Below are 19,536 nucleotides of genomic sequence, written 5' to 3'. Positions count from 1 at the left end.
GTTCATAGGCGGAACTGCTCCGCGATTGCGTTCTTGAAGCTCTGAAGCTCGACCTCGCTCATCTGCTGAGCGGCCTTCCACCGTTCCTGCGACCAGAGCTCGATCGTCTGGCCCATGCCCGCCCACAGCACGTCCTTCGTGAGGTCCGCGTGCTCGCGGAGGGACGGCGGGATGAGGATCCGGCCCTGCTTGTCAAGGTCACACTCGACGGCCGCGGACAGGTAACGGCGCCGGAAGGCGACAACGTTCGAATCAAATTGCGGAAGTGCTGCAATTTTCGCCTCCAGCTCTTCCCAGGCCTTCATCGGATACGCGTGCAGGCAGGGGTCGAAGAGGGCCGGGGTGATCACCATCCGCAGGTCGTTCGCGGCCGCGAGCACGTCCCGAAAGCGCGAAGGGAGGCTCGTGCGCCCCTTCGCGTCGATCGCGTGCTCGAAGTGACCGCGAAACATCGTGCTCATCGACCCCAGCTCCGGCTGGTCCGTCCCGCCGAGGGGTTGGCGACGCGTTGCTCCACCGGGCGCACGCCGCGTCGTGACATTCTCTGCCACTTCTTCCCACGAAGCTCCGCCACGCTACGGAGTGAGGTGCCGAGTGTCAACAGTTTGGGAGATTTCTGGACCTCATCCGCCACCTATGTAGGACATAAACCCCCAAGGTCGCACCCCACAAAACAGCGCGATTTATCGATAAATTGCTCACCGGCAGGGCCGTGGGAGGAAGTGGGGAGCCGCTCGGAGGTGGGCTGGAACGCGTCGGGCGGACGCTGGCAAGACGGAAAGCAAGCAAGACGGATCGCCGCCCTGAGCACGTCGATTCGCGGTCGGGCGAACGGGTGCGTAGCCGTGTTACCGGGCGGGCTCAGCGAGACTGTGGCTGGGGTGAGACCGGGCGGGGGAGGCGCGCGGTGGGGGAGAGCGGAGAGGCGCCCCGCGATGGGGGAGAGTGGGGAGGCGCCCCGCGGTGGGGGAGAGTGGGGAGGCGCCCCGCGGCGGCGGTCAGCTGTGGGGGGTCACGTTGGTCTGGACCCACTCCACGATGCTCTTCAGGGTGGTCCCGGGGGTGAAGACGCCCTTCACGCCGGCGTTCTGGAGCCGCGCGATGTCCTCGTCCGGGATGATGCCCCCACCGAACACCACGATGTCCTCGGCCCCGCGGCTCCGGAGCGCTTCGATAACCGCGGGGAAGAGGGTGTTGTGCGCTCCGGACATGATCGACAGCCCCACGGCGTCGACGTCCTCCTGCACGGCGGCGGAGGCGATCATGTCGGGGGTCTGGTGCAGGCCCGTGTAGACCACCTCGAAGCCCGCATCGCGGAGTGCCCTGGCGACCACCTTGGCGCCGCGGTCGTGGCCGTCCAGGCCGGGCTTCGCCACGAGGATTCGGACTTTGCGCTCTGCCATGAGCGCGTCGATTACCGCCTGCCTGGGCAGACGTAAAGCGAAGCGCCCGATCGAGCGGCCTTCGCTCCGCAGGGGTGCATCCTTGCTGAGCAGCCGGCTTACTGCGCGGCGAAGACGAACGGAATCGTCACGGGGGTCGAACCCGAGGAAGGAGGGAACCGCCAGGACTTGATCCGGGAGGCGATGCAGCTCGACAGGCCGGGGTAATCCTTCTCCGACCCGCCGGCCGAGACGGACTGGACGGCGCCCGACGCGGCGATGACCACCGAAGCGGAGACCCTGGCGGTGCTGGCCGCGTTGCTGGCGCGCGCGTCGAGGGCGGGCTGCCAGCAGTGGCGGCGGACGCTGGGGCGGTTCGACTCGACGACGCCGGAGATCTCCCCCTGGGAAAGCGGGGTCAAAGCGGCGCTGGTCCCCTGGCTGCCCGGCCCTGACGAGGGACCGGGGACCCCGGCGCCGAACCCGGACCGGTCGAGCTGAGCAGAGGCCGATGGAGCGACCGGCTTGTCCGGCGGAGGGCGCTGGCTCGCGACGCCGCCCGCCTTGCCCGTCGAAGCGACCTCTGGCCGGGCGGAAGCCGTCTCGGCCGGCGCAGGTGCGTCCGGCTCGACGGGCGGCGGCGGCGGCGGGGCCGCCGTGGGCAAATCGGCCGGCTGGCTCTGCGGCGGGGCGGCGGTCACGACCTGCACGGGCTGCGGCTTCGGGGAGAGCAGGACGAAAGCGGAGACGCCACCGAACGCCGCTGCCATGGCGATGAAGGCGTATGCGAGCGGGCTCATGCCCGATCTCCGCCTTGGCGCGACCGTCTCCACCAGGCTGCCAGGCGTGCCCACCAGAGGTGCGGGCTCCGCGGCGGAGAGGGCCCCTGCCGGCGCGGCGGGCGAGCCCCCCGCGGTCAAACTTCCGCCTGCTGGCGCCGTCGCAGAGCGCGCTACCCCAGCGGCCAGGCCACCCGCGGGCGCCGCCGCAGAGGGCGACCCGCCCGCGGCCAGGCCGCCGGCCCCACGAGCGAGCTCGGTCGAGGCGGACGCGGCCAGCTCGGGTCCGGGCGCGAACGCGACGGGGGCCGTCCGATCGGCCGCGAAGGGATCGGTGAGCACCTCGACCGGCGCAGCGCCCGCGGCGTGGGTCCGCCCGGCGCCTGCCGGCGCGCCTGGCCATGCGGCCGGCGCGCTCGCTGCTGGCGCAACCGGGGTGACGCGCGCAACGGACGCAACGGACGTAACCGACGCAGCCGACGCGACCGGCACGGGAAGCGGGGCCGACACAGCGGGCGTCCCCGCCGCGGTGAAGGCGGCGACCGCCGGGGCCTGCTCGTTCAGGCCAGGAGGCTCCGGCTCGCGCGTCGCCGGGCGCGCGGGCACGGCCCCCGCGAGCGCAGGGCCCCTCGACGAGGAGGGCGCCTTCGCCGACGGAGACGCCTGCGGCTGACCGACAGAGGAGCCCGTGGTGCTGATGCGGCGCGCGGGCGGGGACAGGCGGGTGGACTGAGCCTGCGTGACGATCTCGAGCAGCTCCGGGAAATTCTTGAGAGGCAGCCACTCATCGAAGCCCTCGCGCCAGACGAGCGACTCGCCGTCCACCGCGCCGGCGAGCGCCTTGTCGCGAATGACCGAGAGCCGCACCGGGCCGAGCGGGACGCCGCCGACCCCGACGTACCAGTCCTCGCTCGCCGTGGTGCGCACGGCCGGCGCCTTCCCGAGCGGGCGGTCATTGGACATCGCGCGCGTGAACGCGCCGGCGGCCCCCGCCGGCGGCGTGGGCTCCGCCGCCCTGGCGGCAGGCGCAGGGGAACGAGCCGGCGCCGCGGGCGCCGGCTGGACAGCCCGGGCTGCCGGGGAGGCCTGCGGTGCGGTCGCCGGACGCGGGCTCGACGCCGGTCCGGGGACGGCGCGCGGCGCGACCGGAGGTCGAGGAGCGCCCGCCGGGCGCGGCAGGGCCTGCGATGCCGGCCGGGGCGGCGCAGGCGCGGCGCCGTGACCCAGAGACGAAGCCAGCGGCGGCTTCAACGGGCTCGCCGCGCCCCCGTTCGCCGCCGGCGCCTCGTCGCTCGGAGGGGCGACGTGCGCATCGTCGCCCGCCTCGCGCGGCGGCTCGACCGGGAGAGCACGCGCCACGGAGCTCTCGGTGACGCTCGCGCTGACCTGGATGAGGTGCCCGCATCGCCGGCACTGCATCCGCACCATCTTGCCGGCGACCTTCTCGTCACCGATCTGGTACTTGGCCTTGCAGTTATCGCAGATGAATTTCATCCAAGGACGCGCCTGCCGGTGGAATGGCGCAGTCTACGACAGCTTGGCCCCAGACGACATGGGGTAGGCGGTCAGAGCAGCCCGAGCAGGTGCTCCTTGATCGATTGCCGCGTCGGGTCATCGGGGGCGACGCCCAGCGCGCGCTCCCAGGTCTCGATGGCTTTGTTGCGAAACCCGGCCTTCTGATAGAGCACGGCGAGGTTCTTCAGCGCGGGGAAGTGCTTGCCGTTGATGTGCAGCGCCGTCTCCAGCTCCTGGATGGCGTCGTAGAGCTGCCCCTGCTTGCCGTAGAGCAGGCCGAGGTGGAAGTGCAGCCGGTACGCGAGCGGGTCGATCGCCGTGCCCTCGCGGAGGTGCCGCACGGCCTTGTCGAAATCGCCCGCGCGATACGCCGCGATCCCCGCGGCGAGGAGGCGCTCCGCCTCCGCCGAGATCCGGTCCTGATCGCCGCGGATCGAGCGCGCCTGGAGCGCGTTCTCCACGGCGGCAACGACGTCGGCGACGCGGAAGGGCTTCTCGATGTAGGCCTCCACGCCGTAGCTCGACTTCAGGTCCTCAGCGAACCGCCACCCGCGGTAGACGGCCGAGATCATGATGATCGGGATGTGGCCGTAGCGCTGGGTGCCCTTCATGCGGCGGGCGATGTCGAAGCCGTGCACCTCCGGCAGCATGGCGTCGAGGATCATCACGTCGGGCGGATTCTCCTTGACCATGCGCAGCGCGAGGAGCCCGCGATCGGCCTCCTCCACGCGGTACCCGCGCTCCTCGAAGATGCGACGGAGCAGCTTCCGGATCTCCGGCTCGTCGTCGACGACCAGGATCGTCGTCTGATCGCCCTGCGGCGCCTTGCCTGCGCCCGGGAGCGACTCGACGACGGAGAGATCGCGGTCTGCGGTGCCGAAATCCGTGTCCGTGAGCTCGTCGGCCGCCGCCGCCCTCCGCATGGCGTCGTCGACGACGAGCGGCGGCCCCGCCGAGGAGAGGCGGGCCGGCGACGGGGCAGCAGGCGGGCTCGGCTCGTCGGTGAGATCGGCGAACGAGATCTCCGCGTCGTCGCGCGGGCGCTCCGGCGCGGGCCGCGGCGGCGGCGGGGCGGCGCTGGGAGCAGGCGCCGCAGGGGCCTGGGCCACCGGGGCCTGGGCCGCCGTCGCCGGGGGCACGGCGGACGCGGGCCGGCGCGGCGCGGGCTGCGCAGGGGCTGGCGGTGGCGCGGGCGGCGCCTCGGAGGCGGACGACGCCGTGGAGCCGAGCCCGGCCCGCTTCAGCACCTCGGGCGGGCACTTGGCGCCCACGTAGAACGGCTCGCCCTGCTCCTTCATGTCGTAGGCGGCCGCGATGGTCCGCACGAGGGGGCCCGCGAGCGCGATGTACGGGAAGACGCGCTTGCCGGTCACGAACTCGAGCTCGTCGATCACCTTCTTGTCGGCGGGCGCGGCCATGGCCACGAGGATGCGATCCTCGCGCACGAGCACGGGAAGGAGCTTGTGCTTGGCGGCGATCTCGCGGGGGAGGATGGAGAGATCGCTCAGCTTGATGCAGACCTGGTTGAGATCGATGCCAGGAACGCCGCTCTGCTCGGAGAGGGCCTTCAGCGCAGCGACCTCGGAGACCGTGCCGCTCTCGATGAGGTTCGTGGCGAGGGGCACCCCCTTCGCGCGCGCGTCGAGGAGCGCCTGTTCGAGCTGGGGCTGGGTGACCGCCCGTTGCTGCAGGAGGATGCGTCCGAGCGGCTTCTTGTTGGCGTCTTGCGTCATTCCGCGGGCCGAGTTCGAAGGCTAATGGACGAGGAATGCGCGGGCAAGCACGCGACCCGCGCGCGAAGGCGGCCATCCGACCTACACGACCGGCTCGGGCTCGTGCGCCGGCGGCTCGGGCATACGGCCGGGTCGAGCGCGGCCAGGACGCCGCCCGATGCGCGCGGATCCGAGCGCGCGTCCCGACGCCAGAGGCGAGAGCTCACCATCCGCCCATGGTACTCCGGAACCCTCCGGGCAGCGCAGGCGATGCGCCGGCGGCACGACGGCGCCCGCTGCACGCGCTCCGCGAACGCATCGAAGAGGCCATGGCGACGATGTAGGGTCACTCGGTCGACTCGGTAGCGGCCACCGTCTCGTTCGCGTCGTTCGCGTCGTTGGCATTACCGGCGCCGCTCGCGCCGAGCCACGCGCGAGCGAACGCCGCGTACCTCCCCTCGGCGATCGCCGCGCGCGCTTCTCGCATCAGGCGGCCATAGAGGTGGAGGTTGTGCTCCGTCAGCAGGCGCAGCACCAGGATCTCGCCGGCCATGTAGAGGTGCCTCAGGTACGCGCGGCTGTATCCGCCGGCGCAGGTCGGGCAAGCGCAGGTCGGATCGAGCGGCGAACGATCTTCTTTGTAGCGGGCCTGCTTGATGACGATCTTGCCGTACTGCGTGAGCGCCTGCCCGTTCCGCGCGTTCCGGGTGGGGAGCACGCAGTCGAACATGTCGACCCCGGCGCCGATGGCGTGCACGAGGTCGAGCGGCGTCCCCACGCCCATGAGGTAGCGGGGGCGCGTCGGGTCGAGGTGCGGCCCGATCTGAGCGACGACCTCGTGCATCATCGCGATCGGCTCGCCCACGGAGAAGCCGCCCAGGGCGAGCCCGTCGAACGGCAAGGCGCCGAGCTCATCGGCGTGCGCCATGCGCAGCGCGACCGAGGTGCCGCCCTGCACGATGCCGAAGAGCGCCTGGCTCGGGTGCTTCGCGGCGAGGCAGCGCTTCCCCCAGCGCGTCGTCAGGCGACACGCCTCCTCGACCTCCGGGCGCGGCGCGCCGCCCGGCGGGCACACGTCGAGCTGCATCGCGATGTCGGCCCCGAGCAGCCCCTGCACCTCCATCGCGACCTCGGGCGTGAGCGCCTTGCGAGCGCCGTCGAGGTGCGATCGGAACACGAAGCCGTCCTCGACGAGGGTGCGCCGCTCGGCGAGCGAGAAGGCCTGGAAGCCCCCGGAGTCCGTGAGCATCGCGTGCGGCCAGCGGGTGAACGCGTGCAGGCCGCCGAGCTGCGCGACGAGCTCGGGGCCAGGGCGGAGCCACAGGTGGTACGTGTTGCCGAGGACGATCCTCGCGCCGGTCGCGGCGACCTCGCCGGGGGTCAACGTCTTCACGCTGCCCTGGGTGCCGACGGGCATGAACGTCGGGGTCAGCACGTCGCCGTGCGGCGTGGACAGCACGCCCGTCCGGGCATGCCCGTCCCTCGCGAGCTCGGAGAAGGAGAAGCCAGGCGTCCGGCTCATGGCGCGTCCACCCCACGGATCAACATGGCGTCACCATACGAGTAGAAGCGGTAGCCGGCGTCGATCGCCGCGCGGTACGCGAGGAGCGTGCGCTCGCGGCCGGCGAAGGCGAACACCAGCGCGAGCAGCGTCGAGCGCGGCAGGTGGAAGTTGGTCAGCAGGGCGTCGACCACGCGGAACCGATAGCCCGGCTGGATGAGGAGGCGCGTCTCCCCGGACTGCGCCCGCACGAGGCCTGCGCGGGCCGGATCGGCGGCCGACTCCAGCGCGCGAACCACGGTGGTGCCGATCGCGAACACCGGCGCGCCGCGCTCGCGCGCCCCCGCGATCGCGCCCGCGGTCGCGTCCGGGATCGAGTAAACCTCCGCGTGCATCGGGTGCAGGTCGAGATCGTCGACCGTGACCGGCTGGAAGGTGCCGAGGCCGACGTGCAGCGTGACGCTCGCGATCTCGACCCCGTTCGCGCGGAGCCGCTCGACGAGGCCGGCAGAGAGGTGGAGGCCCGCCGTGGGCGCGGCGACCGCTCCTGGGACCCGGGCGAAGATGGTCTGGTACCGCTCGCGATCGGACGCGTCGTCGCCGCGGCCGAGGTAGGGCGGGAGCGGGACGTGCCCGTACGCATCGATCGCAGCGGCGACGGACAGCCCCGCGGGCGAGGAGAGCTGCACCGTGAGCACGCCGTCCTCGGCGCGCTCCAGCACCTCCGCGACCAGCGCGCCGTCGCGCTCGATATCGAGCACCGATCCCGGGCGTATCGGCTTGGAGGCGCGCCCCATCGCCCGCCAGCGCTCGGACCGCGGCGCGCTCTCCTGCGGCAATCCGCCGAGGTCCTCCGCGCCGGCCGGCGGCCCGTCCAGCCGGTGCAGCAGGAAGAGCTCGACCTGCCCGCCTGTGCCGCGCTTCCTTCCGAACAGACGAGCGGGGACGACCTTCGTGTCGTTGACGATGACGAGCGCGCCGCGCTCGATGTACCGGTCGAGCTCGCGGATCGCCGCGTGCTCCACCTCGCCCGCTCTGCGGCCGCGATCGACCAGGAGGAGCCTCGCTCCGTCGCGCTCCTCGGGGGGCCGCGAGGCGATCAGCGCCTCAGGGAGTTCGTAGTCGAGCAGCTCGCAGCGCACGCCGCGCTACTAGCACGACGCGGGCGTGAGCACGTTCGTCTTGGCGCGGAGGAAGCGACAGATCTCGCCCACCTGGTAAGGCTTGGGGACGAAGGCCACCGCGCCGCAGTCGGCGCGCTCGACCTGGCGCGCGGAGAGGTGATACGCGCTGGAGAGCACGACCCGCACCCTCGGGAACGCATGCCGGATGTGGCGCGCGAGCTCGAGGCCGTTCAGGTCCGGCATCATCAGATCGATCATCGCCACATCGATCGGGGACGAGCCGAGGGTGAAAAGCGCATCCTGGAACGAGGCGGCGAACACGACCTCGAACCCCTCGACGCTTAGCCCTGCCGAAAGAGCGCGACGCTGGGAATTCTCACCGTCCACGATCAGCATGCGGGCCATTAAGCGTCCTCCTGCGGCGATCGCCGCCATCCAATACGCCTACCTGTCTAGCAATCACCGGGCCAAGTTCCCGAATCGACGCGTTGCGGTTGCCGACGCTAAAGTGAAACAGAAGAGCACAGTCTACATCAGACGCCTCATTGCACTAAGGCAAATCCCGACGCTGCATCATTGCAAAGATGCAATCTCGCGTAGGCTAGCTCCCTCGATTTACTGCTGAGTCAGATGGTTTGCTCGGATCGAGCGGCCGCATCCATATGACCCCAACGGAGGAATGCAGGCTGAGCTCGACGGGCAGCAGGTCGCGGTGCGCGGGGAGCAGCGCCCGTCGAGCGCGGTCCGCCTGAGGTCGCTGTGTGCCATGGGAGCGAGCTGCTGAGCCCGGCCGGTGGGCGATGGCAGGCGCCCGGCATCTGGGCGCCGTTTCAGCCCGGGGGATACGTGATCGTCAGGCGGGTCATCTTGCGCCACAGCGTGGTCGCGCTGATCCCGAGCACCTCGGCGGCGCGCTCCCGGCTGCCGTCGCACTCCCGCAGCGCGGCCTCGATCGCCTGGCGCTCGGCGCAGTCGACGACGTCGGCGAGCAGCCTGCCACCGGCCTCGGGCGCGCGCTTCGGCTGCACCGCGGCGGGCAGCACGTCGTCGACGCTGATGAGGCCGCCGCCGGAGAGGGCCACCGCTTGCTCGACCATGTTCTCGAGCTCGCGGATGTTGCCGGGGAAATCGTACTGCGTCAGCGCCTCGACGACGCCGTCCGCGGCGCGGGCGCGGCAGCTCATCTTGCGGTTGTACTTCTCCAGGAAGAACTCCCAGAGGATCGGGATGTCCTCGCGACGCGAGCGGAGCGGCGGGAGCACGAAGCGCGCGACGTTCAGCCGGTAGTAGAGGTCCTGGCGGAACCGCTTCTCCGACACCGCTGTCAGGAGCTCCTGGTTCGTCGCGGCGATGATGCGCACGTCGACGTTGATGGGTTTGTTCTCGCCTACCCTGCGGATCTCGTTCTCCTGGATCGCGCGGAGCAGCTTCGCCTGGAAGGTGAGCGGGGTCTCGGCGATCTCGTCGAAGAAGAACGTGCCCCCGTCGGCCTCCTCGAACAGCCCTTTCCTGGCCGAGATCGCGCCCGTGAACGAGCCTCGCGCGTGGCCGAACAGCTCGCTCTCGAGGAGCGTCTCGCTGATGGCGGCGCAGTTGACCGGCACGAACGGGCGGTCGGCGCGCTTGCTGTTGGCGTGGATGGCCTTGGCGACGAGCTCCTTGCCGGTGCCGCTCTCGCCGGTGATGAGCACCGTCGCGTCGGTCGGCGCGACCTTGACGATCCGGCCGAGCACCTCGCGGACCGCCTGCGAGCGGCCGACGATGTTCTCGAACCGGTAGCGCTCCTTGAACTCGCTGGCGAGCAGCTGCACCTCGCCGGTGAGCTTCCGGTTCTGGATCGCGCGCTCGACCTTCACGAGGAGCTCCTGCTCCGAGAACGGCTTCTGGATGTAGTCGAACGCGCCGAGCCGCATCGCCTCCACCGCGCTCTCGATGGTGCCGTACGCGGTCATCACGATGACCTCCGTGTTCGCGTTCGACTCCTTCACCGCGCGCAGGACGCCGATCCCGTCGAAGCCGCCCATCCGGAGGTCGGTGAGCACGACGTCGTACGCCCCCTTGGCGCCCAGATCGGCGCCCTGGCTGCCGTCCGCGGCTTCATCGACCTCGTACCCGGCGCCACGCAGCATCATCGCGAGCGTGGTCCGCATGTTCCGCTGGTCATCGACGACAAGAATCTTCGACATGGATTTCCCCCGCCGCGCTCATCCGCCTCCGGGAAATGAGCGCGGCGCGACGATCACGACCGACGTGCCGCGCTGGCGCGTAAGCGCGCGAGCACGGTCGTCCGCGGCGCCTTGGACATGCGTCCAGAGCATCGTACGTCAAGCACGACCTCCGCCGCCAGAAGGTGCACGGGGGACGCTCCCTGTGCGAGGGACGGCCCTCACCCTACCCTACTCGCGGATCTGCTGCGCGAGGTAGGCGGTCTCGCCAAGCTTCTCGATCAGCCCGATTTGTGTCTCGAGCCAGTCGATGTGCTCCTCCTCGGACTCGAGGATCTTGGCCAGCAGATCCTCGCTGGTGCGATCCCCCTTGTCGCGGCAGAGGGCGATCGCCGAGTTGAGCCGCTTGACCGCGTGGTACTCCAGATCGAGGTCGCTCTTGAACTGCTCCGGCACGCTCTGCCCGATGTGCAGGGTGTCCAGGCGCTGCAGGTTGGGGAGCCCATCGAGGAAGAGGATGCGATCGATGATCGCATCGGCGTGCTTCATCTCGTCGATCGACTCGGCGCGCCCGTGCGCAGCGAGCGTGACGAAGCCCCAGTGCGAACACATCTTCGCGTGCAGAAAATACTGGTTGATCGCAACGAGCTCTCCGGCAAGCACCTCGTTCAACGCATCAACGATGTCTTTTGCACCCTTCATCGGACCCCTCTCGCGCTCATGCCTGTCGTGCGGACCCCGCCCCTATCAGGCGGGGGACGCTGGCTAGAACGCCAGCGCCCCGCACAAATGCGCGAGGTCCGTGGAGGTGCGCAAGAAGTTTCTAAGGAAACAGGTGCCACCGCCGTCGCTTCCGACGGAAACCAGGGCATTGAGGCTGTTGCCGGTCAATCCGGAGGATCAAGCTGCGCTGGAGACCGGCGCCATCACCAGGCGACGCGGCGTCGAAGCGCCATCGCGCTCGCCGACAAGCTCGGCGATCGTCGACCGACAGGAGCCACAGCGCGTACCGGCGCCCGTGCACTCCATGACCTGCGAAACAGAGCAGGCGCCCTCGCTCATCGCTTCACGAATCTCTCGATCACAGACGCCCATGCAGAGGCAGACGTACATGCAGACCCCCGGCTACGTAACGGGTTGGATTGATATTGAACATAGCTTTCAATATCGGAGCGTCAAGGGGAATGTCGCCTGGGCGGATCGCCGCCTTGGCTCGTGGTCCGAGATCCCCTTGGATCGAGCCAGCAGCGCTCGGTCGAACCCGCCGAGCAGCGCTCGGCCGGCCGACGAACGGAACCCGCCCAGCAGCGCTCGGTCGGTCGAGCGCCACCGCAGCACCGGGGAATGAGGAAGAGGGATCGGGCAGCGATGCAGCCGGTCAGACCGGCGGAAGACGACGCCGCGCGAGCGCGGGCTAGCGGCGAGGCGCGGACGCACGCCCACCGCGGAGCGGTCGGCCGCGCGGCGGCGTCACATCGTGAGGCCGCCGTCGACGTCGATGCAGCGGCCGTTGAAGTACTCGCACTCGATCACGAAGCGCACGGCCTGCCAGATGTCCTCGGGCACGCCGATGCGGCCCACGGGGATCATGGCGACCAAGGCGTCGCGCGCCTTCTGGTGCATGCCCTGCGTCATGGGCGTCTCGATCATGCCGGGCGCGACGGCGCCGACGCGGATGCCGAACGGCGCGAACTCGAGCGCCCAGGTCTTCGTGTTCGCCGCGAGCGCGCTCTTCGCGGCGGTGTAGCTCGACTGGCCGCGGTTGCCGTGGCGCGCGATGGAGCTGATGTTGACGATGACCCCCTTCTGCTCGGTCTCGATCATCTTCGCGACGACCTCGCGGACCATGAGCGTGGCCCCCGTCAGGTTGACGTCGATGACGGCCTGCCACTGCGCCGCGCTCAGCTTGACGACCGCGCCCGTCTGGCGGTCCTTCTTGACGAGCAGGCCGTCCCGCAGGATGCCCGCGTTGTTCACGAGGCCGTTCAGGCCGCCCATCGCCTCGTGCGCGAAGCGGACGAACGCCTCCACCTCGGCCTCCACCGCCACGTTGACCGCCCGCGCGTGGACCTTGCCGGCGAGCCCCTTGCTCGCCTCGACGAGCGACGCGAGCCCCTCCTCGTTCATGTCGCCGGCGGCGACCTGGCCCCCGAGCTCCGCGAGCCGCAGCGCATAGTGGCGACCCAGCCCCTGGGCAGCACCTGTGACGACGAACTTCGTGTCCTCGAGTCGCATGATCGCACTCCTCCAGGGATCGCTCCCGATCTCCGTGTCGAACGCGCCGTCTACCACGACACCACCGCGAGGCGGCGGACGACGTGGCAGCGCGCCACCAACGCCCGCAACCCCCGCGCGGCCTGCAGGCCCCCGCGCAATCCGTGTAACCGCGCAACCCGCGTACCCCGCGTACCAGCGCGGTCGCCGCTTGCGCCGGGTGGCATCGATGTTATTCAGCGCCCATGAGGTCGATCGCGCTCGCCGCCGTGTGCGCCGGCATCCTGACGCTCGCGCCTGCATGTGACCGCGCCCCCCCGGTGCCCGAGACCTCCGATCCTACGGGCAAGGATCTGGTGATCGGCGCCGTGGTCGCAGCCGCCGAGCAGAGCGGAGGGATCCGCATCTACAAGATCGTCGAGGTGGAAGAGCTGCCCAAGCCGTTCGGGTCCGATCTGCACATGATCGCCTACGATCCGAAGGCGCAGAGCTTCGAGGAGGCCGCGGAGCTCCGTCGCAAGGGGAAGCTGACCGTCGCGAAAGACCACATGACGGTCCGGCTCGTGTACTTCCTGCCGCGCGACCACCGGGTGATCAGCAACGAGCCGGTCAGCGACGACGAGCGGGCCCCCTATCTCCGCTCGTACCAGAGCCGCCAGCGCTGACCGGCATCCGCCGGCGGGCGGCGAGGCGCCCGCGCCTCAGCGCGCCGTGCGGAGCAGCTCGCCCAGCCGCTCGATGGCCTGGCTGTGCAGCCGGCTCGCCCAGCTCTTGCTGATCCCGAGATCCTGCGCGATCTGATCGAAGCGCTCGTCGTCGAAGTAGTGGCGCTCCACGAGGGCGCGCTCGCGCTCCGGGAGCTCGCGCACGGCGTGACGCACGACCTGCGCGAGCTCGGCGCGAGAGGCGTGCTCCTCCGGGTCGTCCGCGGCGTCGGGGACGGCGGCGACGTCCCCGTGACTCGAGAGCAGGCCGAGCGCCATCGCGGCCGCGTGCCCGGCGAGCAGATCGCCGAGCCGCGCGGCGTAGGCCTCCTGCGTGGCAGGCGCGTCGGCGTCGTCGTCCGCCCCGCGTCCCTCGGCGAAGCGCGCCGACGCAGCGAGCGCGCTGGCCCGCGCGGCCGCGGAACGCCAGCGCGTCTCCCTCCGGACGCCGTCGAAGATGGCCCACCGGAGCTTCCGCTTGGCGTAGGCCTCGAAGGTGGATCGGCTCGGATCGTGTGTCCGCACGATCTCGAGCAGCGCCGGGTGCCCCAGCGCGACGAGGTCCTCCACCGGGATGCGGCGGCCCAGACGGCGCGCGATGCGCTTCGCGACCAGCTGAAGCAGGTCGAGCCCCTCGGCGAGGAGCCGGTCTTCCGGAGTGCGCACGTTATCCCGCCTTGGCGCGCCCCGCTGCGCCGAGCACCCCGAACGCCCGCTCGCCGCTCTCGTCGACCTCGCGCGGATGCGCGCGCCGAAGGAGGCGGCTCGCCTCCTCGTCGTGCAGCAAGACCTCCACGAGCTGCTCGCGCATCCACGCGATCTCGTGCGCGGGCAGGCGCCCCACGTAAGGCGCCACGGCGGCGTCGACCTGAGCGGCGATCCAGGGGTCATCGAGGAGTGAAGCGTCCATGGGAGACGCCCATTATATCTCCGCCGAGCGCGCCGTCATCCGCCGCTCGCCGCGTCGCCGATGCGTCATTTGGACGGCGGCGGCTCGTTGAGGCAGGCCTCGAACGCCCTGACGGTCCGCGCGTCGAACGCGCACTTGAGCGATCTCGGATCCACGCTCTTGCCGACGTTCTGCTCGCACGACTGCGCGTACTGCTCCCCCAGCGTGGCCGCGACGGCGTCGATCTTCTTCTCGGTCTCGCCCCGCTGCTCCGCCGTGAGCTTGGCGCTGAGCGCGGCGACCTGCTCCGAGCGCGTGAGCACTGTGAGCCGCTTGCCCAGATCCACGCAGTCGCCATGCATGAGCGCGTAGTCGTCGGGCACCGAGTCGTCGCGGCGCGGCGGCGCCGGCGCCGCCCCGACGGGCTCCGCGTCTGCCTCCCGCGCCTCGGCGCCCTGGGCGGCATCGCTCGTGGGCTCGGCCGTCAGCGACGGCTCCTCCGACCGCACTGGCTCGGGCTGCTCGATCGGAGGCGGCAAGGCCCCTCCGCACCCGAGCAGCAACGTCGACAACGGACCCGTGACCATGAGCAAGAAAAGAGCTCTCCCCATGCAGCGAGGGTTGATCGGCTCGCGCCGGGCGTCCATGCCGCGCCGGGCGCGCTCGGCGCTGCGCGGCGGATCGAGCGCCCCGTCGGCTTGCCGCGCTTGCCGCGAGGGTGCACGGGCCGCCTTGGCAGGCTCCGTGCAGGGCGCACCGTGACGACAGGTCGGTCTTGCCGGCCATGTCGCCTGTCCGTGCGGAGGCGGGAGCATGCGGTCGCTCTGGATTGTTCTCGTCCTGGTGCTCGGCTCGGCGTTGCTGCTTCAGGTGATGGCGGCGTCCGACGGCCGGATCCCCTACGCGCGCTTCCGCTCGCTCGCGCAGAGCGGAGAGCTCGCCGAGATCGAGATCCGGGATGACATGTACATCGGACGCGCGGTGCCGGGCCTGAGCGCGCGCGCGCCGCAGAGCTACCGCACGGGGCGCATCGAGCAGACCGAGAAGGATCTGCTCGCCGATCTCGACCGGCGAGGGATCCCGTACACGCGCGTCGCGGACGAGCTGGGGCTGCCGCCGTACCTCTGGCTGCTGCTGCCGCTCGCCGGTCTGGCCGCGATGGGCCACCTCGCGTCGCGCCGTGCGACGACGGCAGGGACCATCTCGGGCGCCGCGACCGCCTTCGGCAAGCACAAGGCGCGGCTCTACGAGGAGCGGGGCGCGATCGCGACGTTCCGCGATGTCGCCGGCAACGCCGAGGCGAAGACGGAGCTCGGCGAGATCGTCGACTTCCTCAAAGCGCCCGAGCGCTACGAGAAGCTCGGCGGGCGGATGCCCAGAGGGGTGCTCCTCGTGGGGCCACCCGGCACGGGCAAGACATTGCTCGCTCGGGCGATCGCGGGAGAGGCGAGCGTCCCCTTCTTCAGCGCAAGCGGGTCGGAGTTCGTGGAGATGTTCGTCGGCGTCGGCGCCGCGCGCGTGCGCGACCTCTTCTCGCAGGCGCGGGAGAAGGGGCCCTGCCTCGTGTTCATCGACGAGCTCGATGCGGTCGGCAAGGTGCGCGGCCTCGGCGGGTCCGTCGGCGGCCACGACGAGCGAGAGCAGACGCTCAACCAGCTCCTGACCGAGATGGATGGGTTCGACGCGCACACGGCCATGGTCGTGATCGCCGCGACGAACCGCCCCGAGATCCTCGATCCGGCGCTGCTCAGGCCAGGGCGGTTCGACCGCCGGGTGCACGTCGACCGGCCGGACCTCGCCGAACGGAAGGAGATCCTCGCGGTGCACGCGAGGAAGGTGACGCTGGATCCTGGCGCGGATCTCGACGCCGTGGCCGCGCAGACCGCGGGGCTCGTCGGCGCCGACCTCGCGAACATCGTCAACGAGGCGGCGCTGCTCGCGGCGCGGCGCGGCGCGGAGGCGGTGGGACAGGGCGACCTGGAGGCGGCGATCGAGCGCGGGCTCGCCGGGCTCGAGCGCCGTGGCAGGCGGCTCGGAGCGCACGAGAAGCTCGTCGTCGCCTACCACGAGGTGGGGCATGCGCTGACCGCCTCGCTGCTGCCGACGCAGGATCCGGTGCGCAAGGTATCCATCGTGCCGCGGGGGCCGGGCGCGCTCGGGTACACGATCCAGCAGCCGCGCGAGGATCGTTACCTGTGGAGCCGGCAGGAGATCCTCGATCGGCTGGTCGTGCTGCTGGGCGGACGCGTCGCCGAGGAGGAGGCCGTCGGAGACCTCTCGACCGGCGCGCAGGACGATCTGCTCAACGCGACCGAGCTCGCGCGTCGCATGGTCCGCGAGCTCGGGATGGGCCAGGGGCTCGGGCTCTCGGCGCTCGATCCGCGCCGGCCGCTGTCGTTCCTCGGGGAAGCGCAGGGCGCGATGCCGTCCGGCGCAGGGCCGCGGGAGTGCAGCGACGCGACAGCGCGCGCGATCGACGCGGAGGTCGCGCGGATCCTCGCGGACGCGGAGGCGCGGGCGCGCGCTCTGATCCAGGGGCACCGGCCGACGCTCGAGCGCGTCGCCGCCCGGCTCTACGAGGTCGAGACCCTGAGCGGCGATGAGCTCAGGGAGATGGTGGCAAGAGGAGAAGCCTAGAACAGCCGCTCAGTCGACGCTCCGGAGCGCGCGGGACAGATCGAAGCCCGCGGCATCATGGTGATAGACGACGCGGAGCACGCGGCCGCGCAGGAGCTCTTTCGGCACCGCCCCCATCGCCCGGCTGTCGAGCGAGGCGGCGCGGTTGTCGCCCATCACGAAGAGGTGGTCCGGCGGGACGACGACAGGACCGAACGCGTCGAAGTCGGGCTCGCCGGCCGCGTGGGTGACCTCGCCGAGGTGCTCCACCCTCGTGCCGTCCACGAGCTGCTCGAGAGCTTGCGCCGCACCGTCGACGTACAGCACGCCTTGCCGGAGCATCACCGTCTGGCCCGGGAGCGCGATCACGCGCTTGACGAGGAGGGTGGACCCGCCGCGCGGATCCGCGAAGAGCACCACGTCGCCGGCGCTCGGTCCGCTTCGCTCGAACAGGTAGTGATCCGTGAGCGGGACGCGGAGCCCGTAGGCGACCTTGTCGACAAGGATGCGATCGCCCGGGGCGATCGTCGGCCACATCGAGCCGGTGGGCACGTGGTACTGGTCCGCGAGGGTCGAGCGACCCAGCGTGAGGATCGCGAGCGCCGCGAGGACCTTGAGGAGGCTCCGCCCGAACGGCGCGACCGTCTGGTAGGCGCGCCGCGCGAACGCGCGATCGGATCGAAGCATGAAAAGTCCGGCCTTGTCGGGCTGGAGGCACACCGCCGCGGCCTCCACCGCCGGCCCGGGAACGCTGGGCTCGCTCATCTCTGGCGGGGCTAGCATCCGCGCTCGAGACAAGCCAGCTTCGCTGCATGCACGGCTGCACTTCATCGACTGCACCACTCTCCCAAGCTCCGGGCCGCCTCACACTCTGCGGATCAATGTCGCGTCATCCGGTAACGACAGGGGCCGCCATGCACCTCGCCGGCTACCGCGCGCTGGGACTCGATTTTACCTATATCCCTTTTGCGGTGACCGATGTTGAAGGCGCGACGCGCGGGATGCGCGCGCTCGGGATCCGCGGCCTCGGCGTGTCGATGCCCTACAAGCAGGCGGTAATTCCATGGATCGACGAGCTCGATCCCGTCGCCGAGCGGATCGGCGCGGTCAACACGATCGTGAACAACGACGGGCGCCTCAGGGGCTACAATACCGACTGGATCGGCGCGGTGCGGGCGCTCGAGGAGGTGACGCAGCTCGGGGGCGCGCGGGTGCTGCTCCTCGGCGCCGGCGGCGCGGCGCGCGCGGTCGCGTTCGGGCTCGCGGAGCGCGGCGCCAGCGTCACGGTGGCGAACCGCGATCTCGAGAAGGCGCGGCAGCTCGCGGCGGCGGTCGGCGGGGCGGCCGTGCCGCTCGACGCAGCGGCGCTCTCGCCCGACCACGGCGTCCTCGTGAACGCCACGTCGCTCGGCATGGCCGAGGTCGATCCGCGAAGCCCTGTCCCGGAGGAGGTGTTGCGGGAAGGTCTCCTGGTGATGGATATCGTGTACAAACCGATGATCACGGAGCTCGTGGCGGCGGCGCGTCGGCGCGGAGCGACCGCCGTTCACGGCGGGAGGATGCTGCTCCACCAGGCTGCAGAGCAGTTCCGGCTGTACACCGGGCGGGAGCCGCCGCTCGATGCCATGGACGAAGCGCTGCGCGCTCAGCTCGGCTGACGCGCGGAGCCGCCGCTCGACGCCACGGACGAAGCGTCGCGCGCTGAGCTCGGCTGACGCGCGCGACGTCCCGCGCTGTCCGGCGCCTGTCCGGTCGGTCAAGGCGCGCGGCGATCGCCGCTCTGCGCCATGCGCACGGCTTCCCGAGCAATGGCCAAGGACGGGCGCCACGCGTAGGCTTCCGGCGATGGTCTCGTTCGAGATACGCGCAGCCGTGACCGACGACGAGGAACAGCTCCTCTATGTCGCGCGCCACCTGAACTCGGTCAACCTGCCGAACAACCGTGACGCAATCCACGAGATCGTCGCCGAGAGCCACAAGAGCTTCAACGGGTCGATCCAGGACCCGCGCCTCCGCCAATACGTCTTCGTCCTCGTCGACCTGACGAAGGGCGACAAGGGCATGATCGTCGGGACGTCGATGATCATCGCGCAGCTCGGCCGGCGCGGCGTCCCCTACATCTTCTTCGACGTGCTCGACGAGGAGAAGTACTCGGCCACGATCGACAAGCACTTCCATCATACCGTGCTGCGCATCGGCTACTCGTACAACGGCCCCACGGAGATCGGCGGGCTCGTGCTCATGCCGGAGTACCGGCAAGGGCCCGAGCGGCTCGGCACGATGATCTCCTATGTTCGCTTCCTCTACATGGCCGCGCGATCGGCGCTGTTCCAGGACGAGATCCTCGCCGAGCTGATGCCCCCCCTCGAGCCGGATGGGACAAGCCACCTCTGGGAAGCGCTCGGGCGCAAGTTCACCGACATGAGCTATGCCGACGCGGATCTCCTCTCCAAGAAGAACAAGGAGTTCATCAAGGGGCTCTTCCCGGAGGGGACCATCTACGCGTCGCTGCTACCCGAGGACGCGCAGCGCGTGATCGGGAAGGTCGGGGCGCAGACCCGGGGGGTGGAGAAGCTGCTCCGCCGCGTCGGCTTCCGCTACGCCCACAGGGTCGATCCGTTCGACGGAGGGCCGCACTTCACCGCCCGCATGGACGAAATCTCGCTCGTGAGCGATACGCGCCGGGCGAAGGCGGGTCGCCCGTTCACCCCGAGCCCGTCGGATCCGAAGGGCATCATCGCGTTCGAGCGCCCGGACGCCCCTTATTTTCGCGCGGTCGCCGCGAGCCTCCGCGATGAGGGAGAGCTCGGCATCGCGATCGCCGAGGACGCCTGGAAGCACCTCGAGCTCCAGCCGCGCTCGCCGATCTGGATCCTGCCCATGCCGTGACAGGCCGCCTGCGCGACACGTCCGGCGCGCAAGAGCAACGGATCAG

Annotated in this window: 19 protein-coding genes; 4 read left to right on the top strand and 15 right to left on the bottom strand. The window is 70.7% G+C overall.

What is annotated here, in order from left to right; all coding sequences use genetic code 11:
- Positions 1–2: 2 nt before the first annotated feature.
- From mraZ to WMF45_RS09240, 11 genes are all read right to left on the bottom strand, one after another.
- On the bottom strand, positions 3–461 hold the full coding sequence (mraZ, locus tag WMF45_RS09290; protein WP_012234291.1) for a division/cell wall cluster transcriptional repressor MraZ: 459 nt from the start codon (positions 459–461) through the stop codon (positions 3–5).
- Between the two features lie 537 nt (positions 462–998).
- Complete coding sequence (locus tag WMF45_RS09285; RefSeq protein WP_012234290.1) at positions 999–1,403, bottom strand: cobalamin B12-binding domain-containing protein; 405 nt, start codon at positions 1,401–1,403, stop codon at positions 999–1,001.
- Between the two features lie 98 nt (positions 1,404–1,501).
- Complete coding sequence (locus WMF45_RS09280) at positions 1,502–3,655, bottom strand: GYF domain-containing protein (protein WP_437716576.1); 2,154 nt, start codon at positions 3,653–3,655, stop codon at positions 1,502–1,504.
- Positions 3,656–3,726: 71 nt separating this feature from the next.
- On the bottom strand, positions 3,727–5,409 hold the full coding sequence (locus WMF45_RS09275; RefSeq protein WP_437716575.1) for a response regulator: 1,683 nt from the start codon (positions 5,407–5,409) through the stop codon (positions 3,727–3,729).
- A gap of 325 nt (positions 5,410–5,734) precedes the next feature.
- Complete coding sequence (gene tgt, locus WMF45_RS09270) at positions 5,735–6,910, bottom strand: tRNA guanosine(34) transglycosylase Tgt (RefSeq protein WP_437716574.1); 1,176 nt, start codon at positions 6,908–6,910, stop codon at positions 5,735–5,737.
- Positions 6,907–8,031 (bottom strand): tRNA preQ1(34) S-adenosylmethionine ribosyltransferase-isomerase QueA, encoded by a 1,125-nt coding sequence (gene queA, locus WMF45_RS09265; RefSeq protein WP_437716573.1) that lies wholly within the window; start codon positions 8,029–8,031, stop codon positions 6,907–6,909. The genes tgt and queA overlap by 4 nt, the downstream gene beginning before the upstream one ends.
- A 9-nt stretch (positions 8,032–8,040) precedes the next feature.
- Positions 8,041–8,448, bottom strand: coding sequence for a response regulator (locus WMF45_RS09260; protein ID WP_437716572.1), 408 nt, complete (start codon positions 8,446–8,448; stop codon positions 8,041–8,043).
- A 395-nt stretch (positions 8,449–8,843) separates the two neighbouring features.
- Positions 8,844–10,199, bottom strand: a complete 1,356-nt coding sequence (locus WMF45_RS09255; protein ID WP_437716571.1) for a sigma-54-dependent transcriptional regulator — start codon at positions 10,197–10,199, stop codon at positions 8,844–8,846.
- Between the two features lie 210 nt (positions 10,200–10,409).
- Positions 10,410–10,880 (bottom strand): bacterioferritin, encoded by a 471-nt coding sequence (gene bfr / locus WMF45_RS09250; protein WP_437716570.1) that lies wholly within the window; start codon positions 10,878–10,880, stop codon positions 10,410–10,412.
- 198 nt (positions 10,881–11,078) lie between these two features.
- Positions 11,079–11,291, bottom strand: coding sequence for a (2Fe-2S)-binding protein (locus WMF45_RS09245; protein ID WP_437328430.1), 213 nt, complete (start codon positions 11,289–11,291; stop codon positions 11,079–11,081).
- Positions 11,292–11,648: 357 nt separating this feature from the next.
- Positions 11,649–12,413: an SDR family oxidoreductase gene (locus tag WMF45_RS09240; RefSeq protein ID WP_012234280.1), complete on the bottom strand. Its 765-nt coding sequence runs from the start codon at positions 12,411–12,413 to the stop codon at positions 11,649–11,651.
- 224 nt (positions 12,414–12,637) lie between these two features.
- Here WMF45_RS09240 and WMF45_RS09235 point away from each other — a divergent pair, with 224 nt between their 5' ends.
- Positions 12,638–13,057, top strand: a complete 420-nt coding sequence (locus WMF45_RS09235; protein WP_437716569.1) for a hypothetical protein — start codon at positions 12,638–12,640, stop codon at positions 13,055–13,057.
- 36 nt (positions 13,058–13,093) lie between these two features.
- Here WMF45_RS09235 and WMF45_RS09230 read toward each other — a convergent pair whose 3' ends face one another.
- The 3 genes from WMF45_RS09230 to WMF45_RS09220 all read right to left on the bottom strand — a co-directional run bounded on the left by WMF45_RS09230 (position 13,094) and on the right by WMF45_RS09220 (position 14,596).
- Complete coding sequence (locus WMF45_RS09230) at positions 13,094–13,762, bottom strand: sigma-70 family RNA polymerase sigma factor (RefSeq protein ID WP_437716568.1); 669 nt, start codon at positions 13,760–13,762, stop codon at positions 13,094–13,096.
- Between the two features lies 1 nt (position 13,763).
- The gene (locus WMF45_RS09225) at positions 13,764–14,006 is read right to left on the bottom strand and encodes a hypothetical protein (RefSeq protein ID WP_012234278.1); all 243 of its coding nucleotides are present in this window, start codon (positions 14,004–14,006) and stop codon (positions 13,764–13,766) included.
- Positions 14,007–14,071: 65 nt separating this feature from the next.
- On the bottom strand, positions 14,072–14,596 hold the full coding sequence (locus WMF45_RS09220; protein ID WP_437716567.1) for a hypothetical protein: 525 nt from the start codon (positions 14,594–14,596) through the stop codon (positions 14,072–14,074).
- Positions 14,597–14,798: 202 nt separating this feature from the next.
- On the opposite strand from WMF45_RS09220, the gene ftsH reads away from it, so the two are divergent.
- Positions 14,799–16,622 carry an ATP-dependent zinc metalloprotease FtsH gene (ftsH, locus tag WMF45_RS09215; RefSeq protein ID WP_437716566.1) on the top strand — a complete coding sequence of 608 codons (1,824 nt, stop codon included), beginning with the start codon at positions 14,799–14,801 and terminating at the stop codon, positions 16,620–16,622.
- 9 nt (positions 16,623–16,631) lie between these two features.
- On the opposite strand, the gene lepB is transcribed toward ftsH, so the two are convergent.
- Positions 16,632–17,366, bottom strand: a complete 735-nt coding sequence (gene lepB, locus WMF45_RS09210) for a signal peptidase I (protein ID WP_437716565.1) — start codon at positions 17,364–17,366, stop codon at positions 16,632–16,634.
- 47 nt (positions 17,367–17,413) lie between these two features.
- Between lepB and WMF45_RS09205 the strand changes: the two genes are divergently transcribed.
- Together WMF45_RS09205 and WMF45_RS09200 are read left to right on the top strand one after the other, a co-directional pair.
- Positions 17,414–18,259 carry a shikimate dehydrogenase gene (locus tag WMF45_RS09205; RefSeq protein WP_437716564.1) on the top strand — a complete coding sequence of 282 codons (846 nt, stop codon included), beginning with the start codon at positions 17,414–17,416 and terminating at the stop codon, positions 18,257–18,259.
- A gap of 187 nt (positions 18,260–18,446) precedes the next feature.
- The gene (locus WMF45_RS09200) at positions 18,447–19,490 is read left to right on the top strand and encodes an arginine N-succinyltransferase (RefSeq protein ID WP_437716563.1); all 1,044 of its coding nucleotides are present in this window, start codon (positions 18,447–18,449) and stop codon (positions 19,488–19,490) included.
- Positions 19,491–19,536 lie beyond the last annotated feature (46 nt).

This window comes from Sorangium sp. So ce448, assembly GCF_051520915.1.
GTDB classification, from domain to species: domain Bacteria; phylum Myxococcota_A; class Polyangia; order Polyangiales; family Polyangiaceae; genus Sorangium; species Sorangium cellulosum_B.
Note: the sequence above shows the minus strand (reverse complement) of the source record. Positions and strands in the feature narration are given on the sequence as shown.